The organism is Flavobacterium sp. 120 (genome assembly GCF_003633605.1).
GTDB classification, from domain to species: Bacteria; Bacteroidota; Bacteroidia; order Flavobacteriales; family Flavobacteriaceae; genus Flavobacterium; species Flavobacterium algoritolerans.
Window position 1 is genome coordinate 1,213,010 of the sequence record NZ_RBKZ01000001.1, and the last position, 18,713, is coordinate 1,231,722.

The following is an 18,713-nucleotide window of genomic DNA, read 5'->3' on the forward strand; positions in this document are numbered from 1 at the left end:
CCGACCCGACTTTTTTTGGGAGGGTAACGCCCAAATTATTCTTCTGTTATAATTTAAAATAATCGATATAGGTATTCAAATCTTTGTCACCGCGACCGGAAAGATTGATGACTACAATATCCTCCGGTTTGAATTTCATTTCGTCCAGAACGGCAAAGGCGTGCGCACTTTCGATGGCGGGAATAAGTCCTTCCATTTTAGATAATTTCAATCCCCATTGCATGGCTTGATCATCCGTAATCGAGATGAATTGTGCTCTGCCAGTAGCGAATAAATTAGCGTGCATAGGACCTACGCCCGGATAATCCAATCCTGCCGAAATGGAATAAGGCTCTGTGATTTGACCATCAGTAGTTTGCATCAACAAGGTTTTGCTGCCGTGAATGACACCTACTTTTCCTAATGCTGAAGTTGCGGCACTTTCGCCAGAATCGACTCCTAAACCGGCTGCTTCGACTGCAATTATATTCACGTCTTTTTCATCCAAAAAATGATAATAAGCTCCGGCTGCATTGCTACCACCACCTACGCAAGCAATCACATAATCCGGGTTTTCACGACCTTCTTTTTCCAGTAATTGTTCTTTAATTTCCTTAGAAATAACGCTTTGGAAACGCGCCACCATATCCGGATAAGGATGCGGACCAACTACAGAACCGATGATGTAATAGGTATCAACGGGATTGTTGATCCAGTCGCGAATGGCTTCGTTTGTGGCATCTTTTAAGGTCTTTGAACCTGACATTGCCGGACGAACTTCGGCACCTAACATTTTCATTCGGGCTACATTTGGTGCTTGACGTTTGATGTCGATTTCACCCATATACACAATGCATTCCAGTCCCATTAACGCGCAAACGGTTGCTGTAGCAACGCCATGTTGACCGGCACCGGTTTCGGCAATGATTCGTTTTTTACCCAAGCGTTTGGCTAATAAAATTTGCCCAATCGTGTTGTTGACTTTGTGCGCACCAGTGTGGCATAAATCTTCTCTTTTCAGATAGATTTTGGTGTTGTATTGTTCTGATAGGCGTTTTGCAAAATAAAGAGGTGTTGGGCGACCTACATAATCTTTTAGCAATGCATCAAACTCAGCTTGAAATTCTGGTTCGGCCGTTATTTTTAAATACTGTTGACGTAATTCTTCCACATTTGGATATAACATTTCAGGAATGTAGGCGCCTCCAAATTCTCCGTAATAGCCTTTTTCGTTAACGTTGTATGACATAATTTTATTTTTTTATTTTGTTATCGGTAGAGATGCACATTGTAGAGACGCACTGCAGTGCGTCTCTACATAATTCTATGTTTTTTAATCCTGGTTCTATTTCAAATTTACTGTTTACATCAATCGCGTGAAGAGGTAAATTTGTTTTCAAAATTTCTTTCACCGCTTCCATTTCCTCCATTCCGATTCCGCCACTCAGGAAAAACGGTTTGCTTGACGGATACTTTTCTAATACTTTCCAGTCGAATGTGGTTCCGTTTCCGCCGGGTAATTTTCCTTTGGTATCAAATAGAAAATAATCACAAACGGCTTCAAACGGTGTCAGTACTTCAAAATCAAAAGCGTCATCAACAGAGAATACTTTGATAATTTCAATCTGAGCTTGTTTCAGATTCTCTCTCAAATCCTGACAAAATACAACTGATTCTTGTCCGTGTAATTGAATGGCTTGTAAATCATATTTTACTATTTTTTCAAGAATCTCTTCTTGTGTTGCATTTACAAAAACGCCCACTTTTTTAATCGATTTTGGTAAACTGGGAATCACACCGTCAAAATACCGAGCTGATTTCTCCCAGAATATAAATCCCATATAATCGGGTAGGAGCGAGCCTACTTCGAGAATATTATCGGGATATTTCATGCCACAGATTTTGAGTTTCATCTTTATAGTTTTGATATAAATTCGGTTGCTGCTTTACCGGCATTATCCGTTTTCATAAAGTTTTCTCCAATTAAAAATCCTTTGTAACCAAAAGGTTTTAATTCATTAATAGCTTCAATGGATGAAATTCCACTTTCGGAAACTTTTACAAAATCATCCGGGATTTGCGCTGCCAATTGCTTGCTGAAATCCAAACTCACTTCGAATGTTTTTAGGTTTCTATTGTTCACACCAATCATGTCTAATGTGGGTATAATCGATTTTTCCAATTCTTCCTGATTGTGAACTTCCAGTAAAACCTCTAATCCCAAATTTTTAGCAAATTCAGATAAGGCTTTGATTTCGTCTCTCGTTAAAACCGCTGCGATAAGCAAAATTAAATCGGCTCCATGTGCTTTGGCTTCTAATATTTGGTATTCATCAACAATGAATTCTTTACGCAATAATGGAATATTTACTGTGGCTCTTGCCAAAAGTAAATCGTCTAAAGAACCACCAAAATATTTTCCATCCGTCAATACTGAAATTCCACATGCACCAGCATTTTCATAGCCTTTTGTCACTTCTTCCACCGTAAAACTATAATTTATTTCTGCTTTGGATGGCGAACGGCGTTTGTGTTCTGCAATAATTCCTGATGTGCTGTTTCTTAAATTATCACTCAAAGAAATGGTCTTTTTTCCAAAGAAAACTGAGGCTTCCAATTGCGAAACGGGAATAATAGATTTCTTGAGAATGACTTCTCTTTTTTTGTCAACTATAATTTTATCTAAAATGTTCATTCTTAATTCTTTGTTTAAAGTTTTCTTTGTTTAACGTTTAAAGCTGTTCATTATTTGTAATTATTCATTTTCAGAACTTTAAACCTTAAACTTTAAACTATTTTATTTACTCAATTCTTGTAATGTTTTCAAAGCTACAAGTCCTTTTCCGGATAATAAACTTTCTTTCGCTATTTGAAATCCTTCTAAAGGAGAACATTTTGTAACAGTAGCAATTGCCATTGCAGCATTGGCACAAACCACATTATTTTGGGCTTCGCTTCCTTTTCCGGAAATGATATCAGTAAACATTTGAGCGGACTCTTCGATGGTTTTCCCACCTTCAATTTCGCTTTGCAGCAAAAGTTGAACACCAAAATCTTCTGGATTTAGCATTCCTTCCATTGAACTGGTAATCGTTTTTGTAGGTCCTGTCAAGGAAACTTCGTCATACCCGTCAAGCGAATGCAAGATGGTGAAATTAGTATTTGTGTTTTGGTACAAATACGCATACATTCTGGCCATTTCTAAATTGAAAACACCTACCAATTGATTTTTTGGAAACGAAGGATTAACCATTGGTCCCAACATATTGAAGAACGTTTTTACAGCTAATTCTTTTCGGATTGGTCCTACATTTTTCATTGCAGGGTGAAATAAAGGAGCGTGCAAAACACAAATTCCGGCTTTGTCCATGCATTTTTCCAAGAAATCAGTATCATTACTGAACTTGATTCCCATTTTTTCCATCACATTACTAGATCCGGAAATCGATGATACACCATAATTTCCATGTTTCGCCACTTTTATTCCTGCACCTGCAGCCACAAAAGAAGCCAAAGTAGAAATGTTGAAAGTGTCTTTTCCATCACCACCGGTTCCGCACAAATCGATGGTATTGTATGCCGATAAATCTACACGGATACATAATTCCAACAGCGCTTCACGAAAGCCCGCAAGTTCTTCGATACTAATGCTTCGCATCATATAAACGGTCAGAAAAGAAGCAATTTGGCTGGTGTTATAATTTCCGTTAGAGATATTAACCAACACGTTTTTTGCTTCTTCTTTCGAAAGCATTTCGTGATTGATTAATCTGTTTAATATGTTTTTCATTTTTATTATTTGTCTTAAAGTTGAAAGTCGAAGGTCTTAAAGTCTTTCGACAATATGACATTTGAAATTACAACAATTAATGTTCATTTCCTTTGTAAATCCACATCGGTTCTGTTTGTCCAGCGCGTTCAAAACCATTTTTTTTATAGAAATCTATCGCTTTTCCATCTGCGGTTAGCATTTGCATGTGAAAGCTACTATATTTCTCTTGCATTTTATCAAAAATCATCTTGCCAATTCCTTTTCCTTGATAGTCTGGATGAACTAACAGATGAGGGTAATACACCACTAAATATCCATCAGAAATAGAATTTCCCAGTCCAACTAATTTTTTATTTTCCCAAGCAGTGATTAAAGTAGCTGAATTCAAAAGACCATTAAACAATTGTTCTGGTTTGTCAGCGGAACTCCATTCGTTTGCTTTATAAAGTGCTATTACATCTTCAATTTTTAAATCTTTTGTTTCGGAAATTATAATTGTCATTTCTATTTTTTAATTGATTTAAGGAACACTGTAATTTAATCTTAAAAGCGGATTACTAACTTTTTACCCAGTTTTCTAATATCTTTTTCCCGTTTGGAGTTAACACACTTTCGGGATGAAATTGTACACCGCGTACATCGTACGTTTTGTGTCGCAATGACATTACTTGTCCGTTTTCATCGAATGAAGTTGCTTCCAGAACATCCGGTAAATCAGCATCTACAACCCAAGAATGATAACGTCCCACTTCAAATTCGCTTCCTAATCCTTCAAATAAAAGCTCATCATCAACAACCGTTTTTACGATAGTGGAAACACCATGATACACTTTGTCTAAATTAGAAAGCGTTCCTCCAAAAACTTCGCCTATGGCTTGTTGTCCCAGACATACTCCAAAAATACTTTTGCTAGGCCCGTATTTTCGGATTACCTCTTTCAATAATCCTGCTTCATCCGGAATTCCAGGTCCTGGAGAAAGAAGAATTTTGTCGAAGATTGCTATCTCGTCAATATCAAATTCATCGTTTCTGTAAACGGTTACTTCGCAATCTAAATCTTCCAGATAATGCACTAAATTATAAGTGAAACTATCGTAATTGTCTATGACTAGTATTTTTTTCATTTTTATTATTGAAAAATTGAAAGATTTAAAGATTGAAAAATTCTAGTGTTTCAGCAATCTTTAAATTCTTAAATTATTGAATCTTTAAATTATTTTATATTGTTTCGGCTAAATCCAAAGCGGCATTCAGTGCTCTCAACTTATTGTAAACTTCCTGCATTTCGCTTTCTTCATCTGAACTGGCAACAATCCCGGCTCCCGCTTGGGAATGCAATTGGTGATTTTTGCTCAGAAAAGTTCGAATCATAATGGCGTGATTAAAATTACCTTCAAAATCCATAAAACCAATCGCGCCTCCGTAGAAATTTCTATTGGTTTTTTCATACTCTTCAATCAGTTGCATCGCTCTGTGTTTTGGAGCACCGCTCAATGTTCCTGCCGGAAAAGTATCGGCTACAACCTGCATCGTAGAGGCTTTTTCATGTAAATGTCCGGTAACTTTTGAAACCAAGTGAATTACATGCGAGAAAAACTGCACTTCTCTGTATTTCTCTACATTGACATTATGACCGTTTCGGCTTAAATCATTTCTGGCTAAATCGACTAACATCACATGCTCACTATTTTCTTTCTTATCCTCAGATAATTGCTTGGCAAGAATGGCGTCTTTTTCATCATCACCCGTTCGTTTGAAAGTTCCTGCAATAGGATGAATTTCGGCTTTACGGTTTTTGACAATAATTTGGGCTTCGGGTGAAGAACCAAATATTTTGAAGTCACCATAATCAAAAAAGAATAGGTAAGGAGATGGGTTGATACTTCTCAACGCTCTGTACACATTAAATTCATCGCCTTTAAAACCTTGGGTAAACCTTCTGGATAAAACCAATTGGAACACATCACCTCTAAAGCAATGCTTTTTGGCCAAAGCCACATTATGTTTGAATTCTTCGTCAGTTAGATTCGAGAAACCTTCACCTTCTTTAAAGAATTTATAAGAAGCAATATTTCGGGATTGTAATAATTGTTCGATTTCTGAAATGTTATTTTTTCCATCCAAACTGTGACAGAAAATATACGCTTGATTTTTGAAATGATTGATGGCAATTATATTTTGGTACACGGCATAATACACATCTGGAATGGTATTGCTATTTTCCTTTTTGGCAATTGACACTTTTTCGAAATAACGAACGGCATCATATGAAATATATCCAAAAAGTCCATTATTGATGAATTTGAAATCGTTTTTCTCGGATTTAAATTGACCTGAAAATTCTTGAATTACTGCTGGAATATCAGTATTAGAATCAATTGTAATTTTCTCAAAACTACCGTCGGGAAAAGTCTTATGGATGGTTTCGTTTTCTATTTTTATTGAAGCAATCGGGTTGCAACAGATGTATGAAAAACTGTTGTCATTTCCATGATAATCACTACTTTCCAGTAATAAACTATTGGGAAATTTATCACGAATTTTGAGATATACGCTCACAGGAGTAATAGTATCTGCAAGGATTTGTTTGTAATTTGTATTTAGTAAGTACGGTTTCAAAATATAATTTTTTAATATTATTGGATAGCGAATAAATGAAGCATAAAAAAAAGGCTTGTCGTGATGACAAGCCTTTTATATTTATAGTTTAATAATACTATAGGAAGCTTTGTTCACGACGACTGACGTAAATTGTTCCACCACCAAGTATTGTTTAATATTGTTTTCATGTTTTATTTTGTTGCAACAAATATATAAAGGTAATTTGGTTTTCCAAATAGAATTAAATAAAAAAAATAATGATTTTTTTATTTTTTTGTTAAATAAACTAATGACTCCGGTCTATAAAAGACAAAACCCCAACAATTGCTTGTTAGGGTTTTAAGATATTTTTTCTGAGATGAAATTAGAATTTCAAGTCTACAGCTAAATTGAAATCATCATTGATTGCTTTGTCTCCTAAGCTATCAAAGAAACTTCCAGAACCATATTTAATATCGTATTTTGTTCTGTCAATTTTCACATTAGTTGTAGCTGTATTAGCAGTTGTAGTTAAATCAAAAGTAACTGGTTTAGTTATCCCTTTAATTGTTAAATCTCCAGTTACAGTGTATGCATTAGGAGCTTTAGTAACTAATTTTTTGAAAACTAAAGTTGCTGTTGCAAATTTATCAGTTCCAAAAAAGTCATCAGCTTTCAAGTGACCTTCTAGTTTTTCTTTACCTTGACCTGCTTTTAAGTCAGTAACTACAATTGAATTCATGTCTACATTGAATGTACCACCAACTAATTTTTTTCCTTTGAAAACTAATGCACCATCTTTAAGATTGATTGTACCTTCATGTTGTCCAGTTACTTTTTTCCCAGTCCAGTTAATTGAACTTTTTGTAGCATCAACTTTTTTAGTTTGTGCTGTTGCTGATAAAGTAGATAAAACTACTACTAATGCCAATGCGATTGTTTTGAAATTTTTCATGTGTTTGAATTTGAATTTAGATTAATATTTGAATTAGTTATTTATAATGTAATGAATAAGTCTTCGTTTGATTTTCTGACTTTTTTATAGTGTTGTGTAGCGTCTTCATCATGTCTGTACCCTAGAGTTGCGATTAGAGTTGCGTTCAATCCTAATTTGTCAAGCCCTAGTATTTCATTAACCTGAGCAGGAACAAAACCTTCCATTGGAGTAGCATCAATCTTAAGTTCTGCTGCTATGTTCAATAGATTTCCCAAAGCTAAATAAGTTTGTTTTGCTGTCCAAATATTTTTTTCTTCCTCTGTAAGAGAAATGATTTTAGACTTCATAAAGTCACCATAACCTGCTAAAGCTTCAATTGGAGTATTTCTGGTAAGGCTTATGTTTTTAATATATTCATCTATAGCTACCTCATCAAGTTTAGTTTCATTTGCAAAAATGATCAAGTGTGATGCATCTACAATTTGAGATTGTCCCCATGCCGCTGGTTGAAGATTTGCTCTTAATTCTGGATTTTCAACGATAATAACTTTATACGGTTGTAACCCATAAGATGAAGAACTCAAACGAATGGCTTCTTTTAAAGTATTTAAATCTTCTGTAGTTATTTTTTTTGTTGCATCAAATTTCTTTGTTGCATATCTCCAATTTTGATTTTCTAGGAAAGTACTCATAATGTGTTTTATTTATTGATTTCTATATTTTTCTAATAATTGATTTAATTGATCTATTTCTTCAGCATTTAAGTTTTTTGAAAAAAACTCTTCATGTGCAATTACTTTTGGATCTAATTCTTTTAAAACATCCAGTCCTTTTTGTGTAATCAGGACTTCTATTTTTCGTCTGTTTTCTGGGCAGACTTTTCGGGTTACAAAATCTTTCAGCAGTAATTTATCTACTAATCGAGTCGTGTTACTCGTCTTGGCCAACATTCGTTCTTGAATTACGCACATGTTTGCCGGGTTTCCTTTTTGGCCTCTTAATATGCGCAAAACATTATATTGTTCTCCGGATAGGTCATAAGGCTTTAATAATTCATTAAAATTATCTGTTATCACGTTTTGCGTATACAGAACGTTCAGAATAATTTTTTTCGAATTATCCATGGGTACAGTTGATTTTATTATTTCCTCAATTTTCATATTTGTATATATGTAATTTGTTGGTACAAATGTAACACATTTTTTATTTGTATATACAAATGTTAGTTATTTTTTTGTTAAATAAATTTTACGAGATGTTTAAGAACTGTTTTTGGTCTAAAAATAAAAATCAGTTTCTTGATTTGGAATAAAAAGTCACCAAAAATTAAGCCGAAATGCATTCGGGTTTAATCTTTTTTATAAGTATCATTCATTTTAATTTTTCAGCAATGATTTTTAGAATAATGAGATGTTTTTTAATAGTTATGAAAAATAAAAATGGCAAGTATAATTAATGTTAAAACTATAGTATTGAATGTCTTTGAGCAATTTTTTAATATAAAAGCCTTTTTATTTATAATTAAATTTTGTTATATTTAACACTTATTTGAAATTAATGAGTATGAATAAAGACAAGCCTTCCTATGACGATTTGCTCAGTAAAATTGAATCCCAAAAATCAGAAATAAATCGTTTATTAAAAAAAGAACAATCCGTCACTAATTTTGAGTTCTACCAAAAAGGATCTCAAGATTTGGTTTGTATTGCTGGTTTCGACGGTTTCTTTAAAGAGATTAATCCCGCTTTTATAAAAATATTAGGGTACTCGGAGGAAGAGTTACTGACGAATCCTATCTTGACATTTATTCACCCGGATGATATTGAGAAAACAAGTCAGGAAGTCGTATTGTTATCTCAATCCCAATCATCGGTTAATTTTGAAAACCGATACGTAAACAAAAACACCGATGTTGTAACCATACAATGGACAATTACGGTATCTCCTACACAAGAATTTGTTTATGGAATAGGTAGAGATATTTCGGAAATCAAAAAAAATCAAGAACATTTAATCTCGAATGAAAAATTATTAAATGAAGCCCAAAAAATTGCCAAGATGGGGAGTTGGGAATTTAATTTAATAACTAAAAAAATGATTTGGTCTAAGGAATTGTATTCAATTTATGAAATTGAAATGAAGCCTGACCAAAATTTGTTTCAAGAATTTTTAAATCTTTTTTCTAAAGAAGATGTGGCATTTTTTCTAAATAAAATTGATGAATCCATTGCTGATAAAAAGCAATTTGAAGTGGAGCAAAGTGTCATTTTATCAAATAATAGAAAAAAATGGATATATGCTATTGTAATTCCATTGATTGACAATAATGGGAATGTTTTTGCATTAAGAGGAAATACGCAAGATATCACTCTAAAAAAACAAATTGAGGAATCTATAAAAGATCAAGAAGCCGCAGTAATAGATTATAAGTTGCAATTAATTGAAGAAGAAAGTAATGCTAAATTTAAGAATTATATAGAAAATGCTCCTGATGGGGTTTTTGTGATAGATGGACAAAGAAACTATATAGAAGTTAATGAAGCGGCAATTCAGCTCACCGGTTATTCAGAAGAGGAACTTTTAAAAATGAAATTTGGAGATTTATCTTTAAATGAGCAAGTTGAACAAACAATTAATAAATTCCAAGTGCTCCAAACGACAGGAATTATTAAAGGAGAAATAAGGATTCGTCATAAAAGCGGAGAAGCGATATGGTGTTATGTTGATGCGGTAAAACTTTCTGAAAACAGATTTCTTGGATTTGTTAAAAATATAACTGAAAATAAAAATTCAGAAGAGAAGATTGCGCAAAGCGAAAGACGCTTTAAAGCCTTATTAGAAAACAATCAAGATATTGTTTCATTAGTGGATGAAAAGCTAAATGTTCTTTTTCGAAGTGAATCAGCAAAGAGAATTACAGGTTGGTCTCATGATGAGTTTCAAATAATATCAGCAATCGATTTTGTTCATCCGGACCATCTTACAAATGTTCAGAAGTTTATGCAGGATGCGATTTCAAATCCGGGTGTTCCTATTCCTATTTCACTTCAAGTGAAGCATAAAAAAGGGCATTATATCTGGATGGAAGGTTTTGTTAATAATTTGTTGCATGATCCTGAAATAGCTGGTATTGTAACAAACATGCGAGACGTTACGGAGACAAAAAAGGCACAAGAACTACTTAAAGCCGAAAGAGATAAGTTTTCCAAAATTGCCGAAACTTCACCTGGATTAATCTATTCCATGCGTCAAAACAAAGATGGCAGCTTATGCTATCCTTATGCCAGCAATGCTATTGAGGAAATTTATGGTTTTGCTTTTGAAGAGATTGAGAATGATGCCGACAAAATTTTTAATCTCATTCATCCCGAAGATGTAGATTTTGTCATGAAAAGTATCATTACAACTAAAACAAAATTAATTCCTCTTAAAGGAGAATACCGTTATTTCCATCCAACAAAAGGAATGGTTTGGCATGAAGTAAATTCTTTACCGGTGGTAGAGCCGGAAGGAACGGTAATTTGTCATGGAATTATTACCGATGTTACCGAAAGAATTTTGGCAAAACAGAAAATCCTTAAAGCCAATCGACTTTATTTATTTATCAGTCAGATAAACCAAATGATTGTTCGCACGACTGATCAAGAAACCTTGTTTAGAGAGGCATGTACCATTGCGGTTGATTTAGGAAAGTTTAGATTGGCATGGATAGGACTAATAGACGAAAACACTCATAATGTACTTCCTGCAATGATTGCTGGAGATGATAGCGGTTATTTCTCTAAAGTTAAAACGATTTCAATAGACGATAAACCGGAAGGAAGAGGCCCAACTGGTCGTGCCATGAGAGAAGGTAAATCTGTTATTTGTAATGATATTGAAAACGATTCCATGATGCAACCTTGGAAAAAAGAAGCATTATTACGCGGATATTTATCTTCAATGGCGGTTCCAATAAAAAAATTCGGAAAGGTAATTGGCGCTTTTTCTTTTTATGCGGATGAAATAAACTTTTTTGATGAAGAGGAAATTGCTTTATTGGAAGAAGCAACTGGAGATGTAGCTTTTGCATTAGAGATTTTTGAAAAAGAAGCTTTGCGCAAAAAAACCGAAGAAGACATATTTGAAAGTGAGCAAAGATATCATACACTGACAGAAGTATCTCCCGTAGGAATATTTCGTACGGATGTAACAGGTTATACGACTTATGTTAATCCATCTTGGAGCCAAATTTCAGGATTGTCTTTTGAGGAAGCTTTAGGCAACGGTTGGTTTAATGCGGTTCATGAAGAAGATAAAAAAACATTGTTTGCAGGATGGGAAGATGCCTCAAATAATCAGGAAACCTCGTTGTCAGAGTATCGTTTTGTTCGTCCTGACGGTTCAATAGCCTGGGTTATGGGGCAAGCCATTCCGGAAAGAAATGTTAGAAATGAGATTGTGGGATATATTGGTACAATAACTGATATCACGGAACGTAAGATTGCCGAAGATGCAATTTTGAAAGAAAAACAACTATCGGAAACGATTATCAATAACCTCCCAGGTGTTTTTTATCTTTATGAAGAATCAGGAAGTTTTGTAAAATGGAACAGAAATTTCGAGATAGTTAGTGGCTATGCTACAGAAGAAATTGCTCAAATGCAACCAGTTGATTTTTATGACGACGATTTTAAAGAAAAAATAAGAACAAGGATAAAGACTGTATTTGAAAAAAAATCACCGGGAATAGAAGTCGAATTATTTACAAAGAGCAAAAATAAAATTCCATATTATATTAATTCTCATGCAATTGAGTACAAAGGAAAAAAATGTTTGCTGGGAATGGGATTGGATCTTTCAGAGATTAAAAAAGCAGAAGAAAAAATCAGGATTGCTAATGAACGATTTGAGCGAATTTCAGTTGCTACAAATGATGCCATATCAGAAGTTGATTTGTTGACAGGTCAAAGTTGGAATAATAAAGTTTTCATAGATCTTTTTAATTTTGGAAATAGTGAACCAAGTAGTGTAAATAATACCGTAATATGGAGATCCAGACTTCATCCAGACGATAAAGAAAGGGTTATTAATAAACTGGAAGATGCTTACGCAGGAACTTCAAATACATGGTCAGATGAATTTCGTTTTATGAAAGGCGATGGAAGTTATGGTAATTTTTATGATCGTGCCAGTATTATTAGGGATGAATCTGGTAAAGCAGTCCGATACATAGGCTCAATGTTGGATATTACTGAATTAATCAATGTAAAAGAGCAATTAATAAACAGTGAGGAAAAATATAAAAGCTTAATAGAACAAGCCTCCGATGCTATTTTTATTAATGATATTTCCGGAAATTTACTCGAGGTAAATGAAAGTGCCTGCGTTATGCTGGGATATACCAAAGAGGAATTGTGTACAAAAAACTTGATAGACTTATATACCGAAGAGGAGCTTGCTACTAGGCCAATAATGTATAAAGAATTGCTAAATGGTGAACAAACCTTGATTGAACGCAAGATGCTTCACAAGAATCGATCATTTATTTCTGTAGAAATTACGGCTAAAATGATTGGTGACGGGCGAATAGTTGCCATTGTAAGAGATGTCAGCGAACGTAAGAAAATAGACGACGAGTTTAAGAAAATGCATAAAAAACTGGAAGCTATACTTGGCGCCATTCCGGATTTGTTGTTTGAAGTAGACTTGAAAGGTGAAATTTTTAACTACCATTCTCGTCGAGATGATTTATTGGCAATGCCAGCCAATCAATTTTTAGGAAAAAACTTTACCGAAATATTACCTTCAGATGCCGCAAATTTGTGTCTGTCAGCTGTACGGGAAGCTTCAGAAAAAGGATTTTCAACAGGAAGACAGTATTCATTACAACTAGAAACCGGTTTGCACTGGTTTGAACTTTCTGTGGCACCTATGCAGGAAAGTATGGATCATGATATACATTTTATTTGTCTTTCCAGGGATATTACCAATGCGAAACAATCTGATTATGCTCTTTTTAAAAGTGAGGAAAGATACCGTGGTTTGTTAAATAATCTAGATGCAGGTATTGTTGTCCATTCATTAGATACTTCAATAATTGTGAGCAATCAAAAGGCTTCAGAATTATTGGGTTTAACGGATGATCAAATGAAGGGTATTACGGCCTTTGATTCGGCTTGGAATTTTTTGAATGAAGACGGCTCCGTAATGCAGTTTGAAAATTATCCTGTAAACCAAATTGTAGCTAACAAGAGCGCTATCAAAAATTTGAAAGTTGGTGTCAATCGACCTGTAAATAAAGACATTGTATGGCTTTTAATTAATGGATTTCCTGATATTGATGCTAGTGGTACTATTAATGAAATTGTAATTAGTTTTATTGATATCACAGAGCAAAAATTGATGGAAATGGAACTGATAAGTGCCAAAGAACAGGCTGAAGGAGCTAATAAAGCTAAAACAGATTTCCTTGCCAATATGAGCCATGAGATACGAACTCCATTAAACGGTATAATTGGTTTTACCCATTTATTAATGAAGTCAGATCTGAAAAAAAATCAGGCGGAGTATATGACTACGGTCAATGAATCAGCGACATCATTGATGGAAATTGTTAATGATGTTCTGGATTTTTCTAAAATTGAATCCGGGAAATTAGAGTTGGATATTGAAGAAGTCAATCTTTTTAAATTGACAAATCAGGTCATCGATTTATTTAAATTTCAAGCAAATCAAAAGAAAATAGATTTAATACTTGATATAGATAGCAAAGTTCCGCAATATATTCATGCTGATTCTGTGCGGTTGAAACAAATATTGGTAAATCTGTTAAGTAATGCCATAAAATTCACCAGTTTTGGAGAGATAAGATTGGATATTAATGAGGTAGATTTTTCAGATAAAAAATGGTCAACCATAAAGTTCTCTGTAAAAGATACCGGAGTAGGAATAAAAACAGACAATAACGAGAAAATATTCAATTCGTTCGTCCAGGAGGATAATTCAACCAATAGAAAATTTGGCGGTACCGGATTAGGATTGGCTATTTCAAATCAGTTATTGGCATTGATGGACAGTAAGTTGCAATTAATCAGTAAGTATGGTGATGGAAGTGATTTCTTCTTTGTTATTAAATTCAAAAAGGCAAACCATAAAAAAAATGCAGATACATTATTTGCAAGAACGATTCAAGCTGAACTTGCTACACATCTAAATACTTTGAGTGACAATAAAGTTTTAATAGTTGAGGACAACAAGATTAATATGCTTTTAGCCAAAACATTGGTCAAAAGAATTATCTCTAATTGTACAATTTTTGAAGCAAAGGATGGTAATGAAGCTGTTGAACTTTATAAAAAAGAACAACCAGATGTGATTTTGATGGATATTCAAATGCCAAATAAAAATGGATATGAAGCTACAGACGAAATTAGACAATTAAAAAATTCTGGAAGTATTCCCATAATTGCAATCACTGCCGGAATAATGGTTGGGGATAAAGAAAAATGTTTTGAAGCCGGAATGAATGATTACTTGCCTAAGCCTATTATTCAATTGGATTTAGAAAAAGTATTATACAAATGGCTGACTAAGAATTAATTCTATTTTTTAAATTTTATAAAAAAAGGTGTTCATTAAAGTTCACCTTTTTTTTATGAAATTTAATTTTTTTAGAACGCTATAATGTAATGCGGTTTTCCTCTTTTTTATGGAATGTTTAGCTATTTAGTTTTGTGTTTATTTGTTAAAAAAATATTTTTTTACTATATTTAACGTCTTTTACCGGTTATTTTAGTTAAATATTTTAATTAACAATAATATAGTCTCAAAACACATTGAAATGTGTAATTGCGATAGGTATTAAAATTTAATTTATTTTAAAAAAGAATAAACAATTGTTAAATTAAAATGATTTCTTAGTTATTTGTAACAAGTTTTCTAATCATTTTTACTTTTGTAAAAGGTGAAATTTTAAAAAAAATAGTAAACCTGCCGTTCAATAGTAATCAAAGTTAAAAGTATAGTTATTGAAACAAAAATCCGACTCAACTAATAATAAGATAGAGAAATTCTAATTTCGAGATGATAAAAAATAATCAAATCAGCCAAGGGGAAGGCGAAATTCTTGATTTGAAACTAAATTCAAGCTTGTCTATTGCCGATAACAGTGATTTTCCAATAGTTGGTATTGGAGCATCAGCAGGCGGACTTGAGGCATTAGAATTGTTTTTTAAAAATATGCCAAACAACACTGGTTTGGCTTTTGTGGTTATTCAACATCTTGATCCTACACATGTTGGAATTATGCCTCAGTTGTTGCAAAGGATGACGCTAATGAAAGTTTTGCAGGCAACGGATTCACTCAAAGTAAAACAAAACACTGTATATGTAATTCCTCCTAATAAAAGTTTATCAATATTAAATGGGAAACTACATTTGTTTGATCCTATAGAATCTCGTGGGTTGCGATTGCCAGTAGATGTTTTTTTCAGGTCATTGGCATTGGACCGTATGGAGAAAAGTATAGGAATCATTCTTTCCGGAATGGGATCTGACGGAAGCTTAGGACTTAAAGCTATCAAAGAAAAAAATGGGATTGTGCTTGTTCAAGATCCAGTCTCGGCAAAATTCAATAGTATGCCAAGCAATGCAATTGATGCCGTTATAGCAGATGTTATTGCTCCAGTTGAAGAATTACCTGCAAAACTAATTGCTTTACTCAAATACTTTCCTAAAATCAATTCCGATTCAGAAATACTTATTAAAAGTAAAAGTAGCATTGATAAGATTATAATTCTACTGCGGGAACAATCAGGACATGATTTTTCCATGTATAAAAAAAACACTTTGATGCGCCGCATCGAAAGGAGGAAAGGAGTACATCAAATTGATAAAATACAATCCTACGTTCGTTTTTTGCAAGAAAATCCAAAAGAGGTAGAATTACTTTTTAGAGAATTATTAATTGGTGTAACAAGTTTTTTTCGCGATACCGCAGTTTGGGACAAGCTTAAAGAAGATATTATTCCAAATCTACTGAAAGAATTACCAAACGGATATACCATTCGGGTTTGGGTTTCGGCTTGTTCCACTGGTGAGGAAGCGTATTCTCTGGCGATTGTTTTTGAGGAAGCTCTAGAAAAAATCAGAAAACAAAAAAATATTAAACTCCAGATTTTTGCGACTGACTTAGATTTAGTTGCCATAGAAAAAGCGAGAAAAGGTATTTTTCCGTCCAGCATAACAAAAGAGATTTCTCCGGAACGAATCAGTACTTTTTTTAGTGTTGAAAAATCAGGATATCGCGTGAATACATCCATCAGAGAACTGATTGTGTTTGCACCGCATGATATTATTAAAGATCCTCCTTTTACAAAACTAGATATGTTAACTTGCCGTAACATGTTGATATACATGGAACCGCAATTGCAAAATAAATTAATAACGCTATTTAATTATAGTCTTAATCCAGGTGGTATAATGGTACTTGGAACAGCAGAAACGATAAATAGCAGTATAAATGGATTTGAAGTAATTGATTCTAAATTAAAAATTTTTAAACGTACCTCAAAATCTGTAGCGCCCGAATTTACTAACTTTCCAAGCTCCTTTCCACAAACAAAAAGATTAACTACTGATACTATGAAAGAAACTAAGGTTGTTGAAAACATACAAACTCTTACAGACCAAATTTTGCTTCAACGTTTTTCACCAGCAAGCGTATTAGTTAATAGTAAAGGAGATATTATTTACATTACCGGAAGAACAGGGAAATACTTGGAGCCTGTTGCCGGTAAAGCCAACTGGAATGTGCATGCCATGGCGCGTGAAGGTTTAATAAATGAATTACCGGGAGCTTTTCGAAAAGCTTTAGAAAGTTTTAGTCCTGTAAAAATTGATAATATCAAAATAGTGGAAGATGGAAAATTTCACTTTGTAAATCTAACGGTTCAACAAATTGAAAGTCCAGAGGCTATTAAAGGAATGATTCTATTGGTTTTTAATGATGTACTTGTAAATTCAGAATCAGAAATAGGTTCTCCAAAACAAAAAAAGCAACATGTTTCCGGAAAACAGAAAGAACTCGAAGCTGAATTGATGCGATGTAATGAGGATTTGAACAGCATTCGAGAAGAGATGCAAACCTCGCAGGAGGAATTGAAATCCACTAATGAAGAATTACAATCCACTAATGAAGAACTGCAATCTACAAATGAAGAACTAACCACTTCTAAGGAAGAATTACAAAGTTTAAATGAAGAGTTGCAAACGGTTAATACAGAACTTCAAAGTAAATTAATCGATTTTGAACAGGCCAATAATGATATGAAAAACCTGCTCAACAGTACTGAAATTGCCACTCTTTTCTTGGATAAGGAATTGAATATCCGAAGATTTACGGATCCGGTAACCAAAATATTTAAATTAAGACCAACAGATACTGGAAGACCTTTTACAGATTTAGTCTGTGATTTGAACTTTCCTGATATGGTAAGCAATTCTCTTGAAGTAATTAAAACATTGACTTCTGTCCAAAAAGAAGTCGTAACAAAAGATGGTGGAAGGTATTATTATGTAAGGATAATGCCGTATCGTACGCTGGACGATCGTATTGATGGAATCGTAATTACTTTTACTGACATTACAACTGCAAAACTTGCCGAAGAATCTCTTAAGATGGAAAATCAATACCGTCGTTTATTTGAATCAGCCAAAGATGGAATTCTGATTCTTGATTTTGAAACAGGAAAGATAATGGATGTAAATCCGTTTTTGGAAGATATTTTAGAGTATTCGCATGAACAATTAATTGAAAAATCTATCTGGGAAATAGGTTCTTTGAAAGATTTTGTAGCCAATAAAGATAAGTTTTCAGAATTGCAAAAAAAAGAGTTTGTCCGTTATGAAAATTTACCGCTGGAGACAGCTAAGGGAAAAAAAATAAATGTTGAGTTTGTAAGCAATGTGTATCTGGTCAATAATAAAAAAGTGATTCAATGTATTATTCGGGATATTTCGGATCGTGTTTTTGTCCAAGATGCATTGGTCAATACTGAAACCAGATACGAACATCTATTTGAATCGGTTAATGATGGTGTTTTATTTGTTGATGCCGAAACCGGGAAAATAAATGCAATCAATCCTTTTTTAGCAGATTTAACAGGCTTTTCCAAAGAAGATTTTATTGGAAAAGAAATCTGGTCAGTTAATTTTTTTAAAGATAATATCCTAAGCAAAGAAAAATTTATAGAATTAAGTCAGAAAAAAATGTTTAGTTCTCGTTACATGAAAATTGAAACGGCAACTAAGAAAAATATCAATATTGAACTGGTTAGTACGATGTATTTTATTGGTAATCAAAAAAATATTCAAATTTTTATACATGAAGTTCCAGTATAAAAAATGTAATGAGCATATAATTTCCAATTGTAAACAAGAATAAAAGTATTTTTAAAAAGTAGT

Annotated in this window: 12 protein-coding genes; 2 read left to right on the plus strand and 10 right to left on the minus strand. The window is 33.4% G+C overall.

Going from position 1 to position 18,713, the window contains the following annotated elements:
• Positions 1-46 precede the first annotated feature (46 nt).
• The 10 genes from trpB to C8C87_RS05300 all read right to left on the minus strand — a co-directional run bounded on the left by trpB (position 47) and on the right by C8C87_RS05300 (position 8,428).
• On the minus strand, positions 47-1,228 hold the full coding sequence (gene trpB / locus C8C87_RS05255) for a tryptophan synthase subunit beta (RefSeq protein ID WP_121341768.1): 1,182 nt from the start codon (positions 1,226-1,228) through the stop codon (positions 47-49).
• Positions 1,229-1,232: 4 nt separating this feature from the next.
• Positions 1,233-1,892 (minus strand): phosphoribosylanthranilate isomerase, encoded by a 660-nt coding sequence (locus C8C87_RS05260; RefSeq protein ID WP_121341770.1) that lies wholly within the window; start codon positions 1,890-1,892, stop codon positions 1,233-1,235.
• A 2-nt stretch (positions 1,893-1,894) separates the two neighbouring features.
• Positions 1,895-2,674 carry an indole-3-glycerol phosphate synthase TrpC gene (trpC, locus tag C8C87_RS05265; RefSeq protein ID WP_121341772.1) on the minus strand — a complete coding sequence of 260 codons (780 nt, stop codon included), beginning with the start codon at positions 2,672-2,674 and terminating at the stop codon, positions 1,895-1,897.
• A gap of 102 nt (positions 2,675-2,776) precedes the next feature.
• Positions 2,777-3,769, minus strand: coding sequence for an anthranilate phosphoribosyltransferase (gene trpD, locus C8C87_RS05270; protein ID WP_121341774.1), 993 nt, complete (start codon positions 3,767-3,769; stop codon positions 2,777-2,779).
• Positions 3,770-3,845: 76 nt separating this feature from the next.
• Entirely contained in the window at positions 3,846-4,253 is a 408-nt protein-coding gene (locus C8C87_RS05275; protein ID WP_121341776.1) for a GNAT family N-acetyltransferase, read from the minus strand.
• A 55-nt stretch (positions 4,254-4,308) separates the two neighbouring features.
• Entirely contained in the window at positions 4,309-4,875 is a 567-nt protein-coding gene (locus tag C8C87_RS05280) for an aminodeoxychorismate/anthranilate synthase component II (protein WP_121341778.1), read from the minus strand.
• Between the two features lie 94 nt (positions 4,876-4,969).
• Positions 4,970-6,370 (minus strand): anthranilate synthase component I family protein, encoded by a 1,401-nt coding sequence (locus C8C87_RS05285; RefSeq protein ID WP_121341780.1) that lies wholly within the window; start codon positions 6,368-6,370, stop codon positions 4,970-4,972.
• Positions 6,371-6,716: 346 nt separating this feature from the next.
• Positions 6,717-7,286 (minus strand): YceI family protein, encoded by a 570-nt coding sequence (locus C8C87_RS05290; RefSeq protein WP_121341782.1) that lies wholly within the window; start codon positions 7,284-7,286, stop codon positions 6,717-6,719.
• A gap of 41 nt (positions 7,287-7,327) precedes the next feature.
• Positions 7,328-7,960 (minus strand): NAD(P)H-dependent oxidoreductase, encoded by a 633-nt coding sequence (locus tag C8C87_RS05295; protein WP_121341784.1) that lies wholly within the window; start codon positions 7,958-7,960, stop codon positions 7,328-7,330.
• A gap of 12 nt (positions 7,961-7,972) precedes the next feature.
• Positions 7,973-8,428 (minus strand): MarR family winged helix-turn-helix transcriptional regulator, encoded by a 456-nt coding sequence (locus tag C8C87_RS05300; RefSeq protein ID WP_099715801.1) that lies wholly within the window; start codon positions 8,426-8,428, stop codon positions 7,973-7,975.
• Between the two features lie 403 nt (positions 8,429-8,831).
• On the opposite strand from C8C87_RS05300, the gene C8C87_RS05305 reads away from it, so the two are divergent.
• Together C8C87_RS05305 and C8C87_RS05310 are read left to right on the plus strand one after the other, a co-directional pair.
• On the plus strand, positions 8,832-14,849 hold the full coding sequence (locus tag C8C87_RS05305; RefSeq protein WP_158589732.1) for a PAS domain S-box protein: 6,018 nt from the start codon (positions 8,832-8,834) through the stop codon (positions 14,847-14,849).
• A 483-nt stretch (positions 14,850-15,332) separates the two neighbouring features.
• On the plus strand, positions 15,333-18,650 hold the full coding sequence (locus tag C8C87_RS05310; RefSeq protein WP_121341787.1) for a chemotaxis protein CheB: 3,318 nt from the start codon (positions 15,333-15,335) through the stop codon (positions 18,648-18,650).
• Positions 18,651-18,713 lie beyond the last annotated feature (63 nt).

Coding starts and splice junctions, on each gene's coding strand:
- trpB (WP_121341768.1), bottom strand. CDS start 1,228: ATGTCATACAACGTTAACGAAAAAGGCTATTACGGAGAATTTGGAGGC.
- C8C87_RS05260 (WP_121341770.1), bottom strand. CDS start 1,892: ATGAAACTCAAAATCTGTGGCATGAAATATCCCGATAATATTCTCGAA.
- trpC (WP_121341772.1), bottom strand. CDS start 2,674: ATGAACATTTTAGATAAAATTATAGTTGACAAAAAAAGAGAAGTCATT.
- trpD (WP_121341774.1), bottom strand. CDS start 3,769: ATGAAAAACATATTAAACAGATTAATCAATCACGAAATGCTTTCGAAA.
- C8C87_RS05275 (WP_121341776.1), bottom strand. CDS start 4,253: ATGACAATTATAATTTCCGAAACAAAAGATTTAAAAATTGAAGATGTA.
- C8C87_RS05280 (WP_121341778.1), bottom strand. CDS start 4,875: ATGAAAAAAATACTAGTCATAGACAATTACGATAGTTTCACTTATAAT.
- C8C87_RS05290 (WP_121341782.1), bottom strand. CDS start 7,286: ATGAAAAATTTCAAAACAATCGCATTGGCATTAGTAGTAGTTTTATCT.
- C8C87_RS05295 (WP_121341784.1), bottom strand. CDS start 7,960: ATGAGTACTTTCCTAGAAAATCAAAATTGGAGATATGCAACAAAGAAA.
- C8C87_RS05300 (WP_099715801.1), bottom strand. CDS start 8,428: ATGAAAATTGAGGAAATAATAAAATCAACTGTACCCATGGATAATTCG.
- C8C87_RS05305 (WP_158589732.1), top strand. CDS start 8,832: ATGAATAAAGACAAGCCTTCCTATGACGATTTGCTCAGTAAAATTGAA.
- C8C87_RS05310 (WP_121341787.1), top strand. CDS start 15,333: ATGATAAAAAATAATCAAATCAGCCAAGGGGAAGGCGAAATTCTTGAT.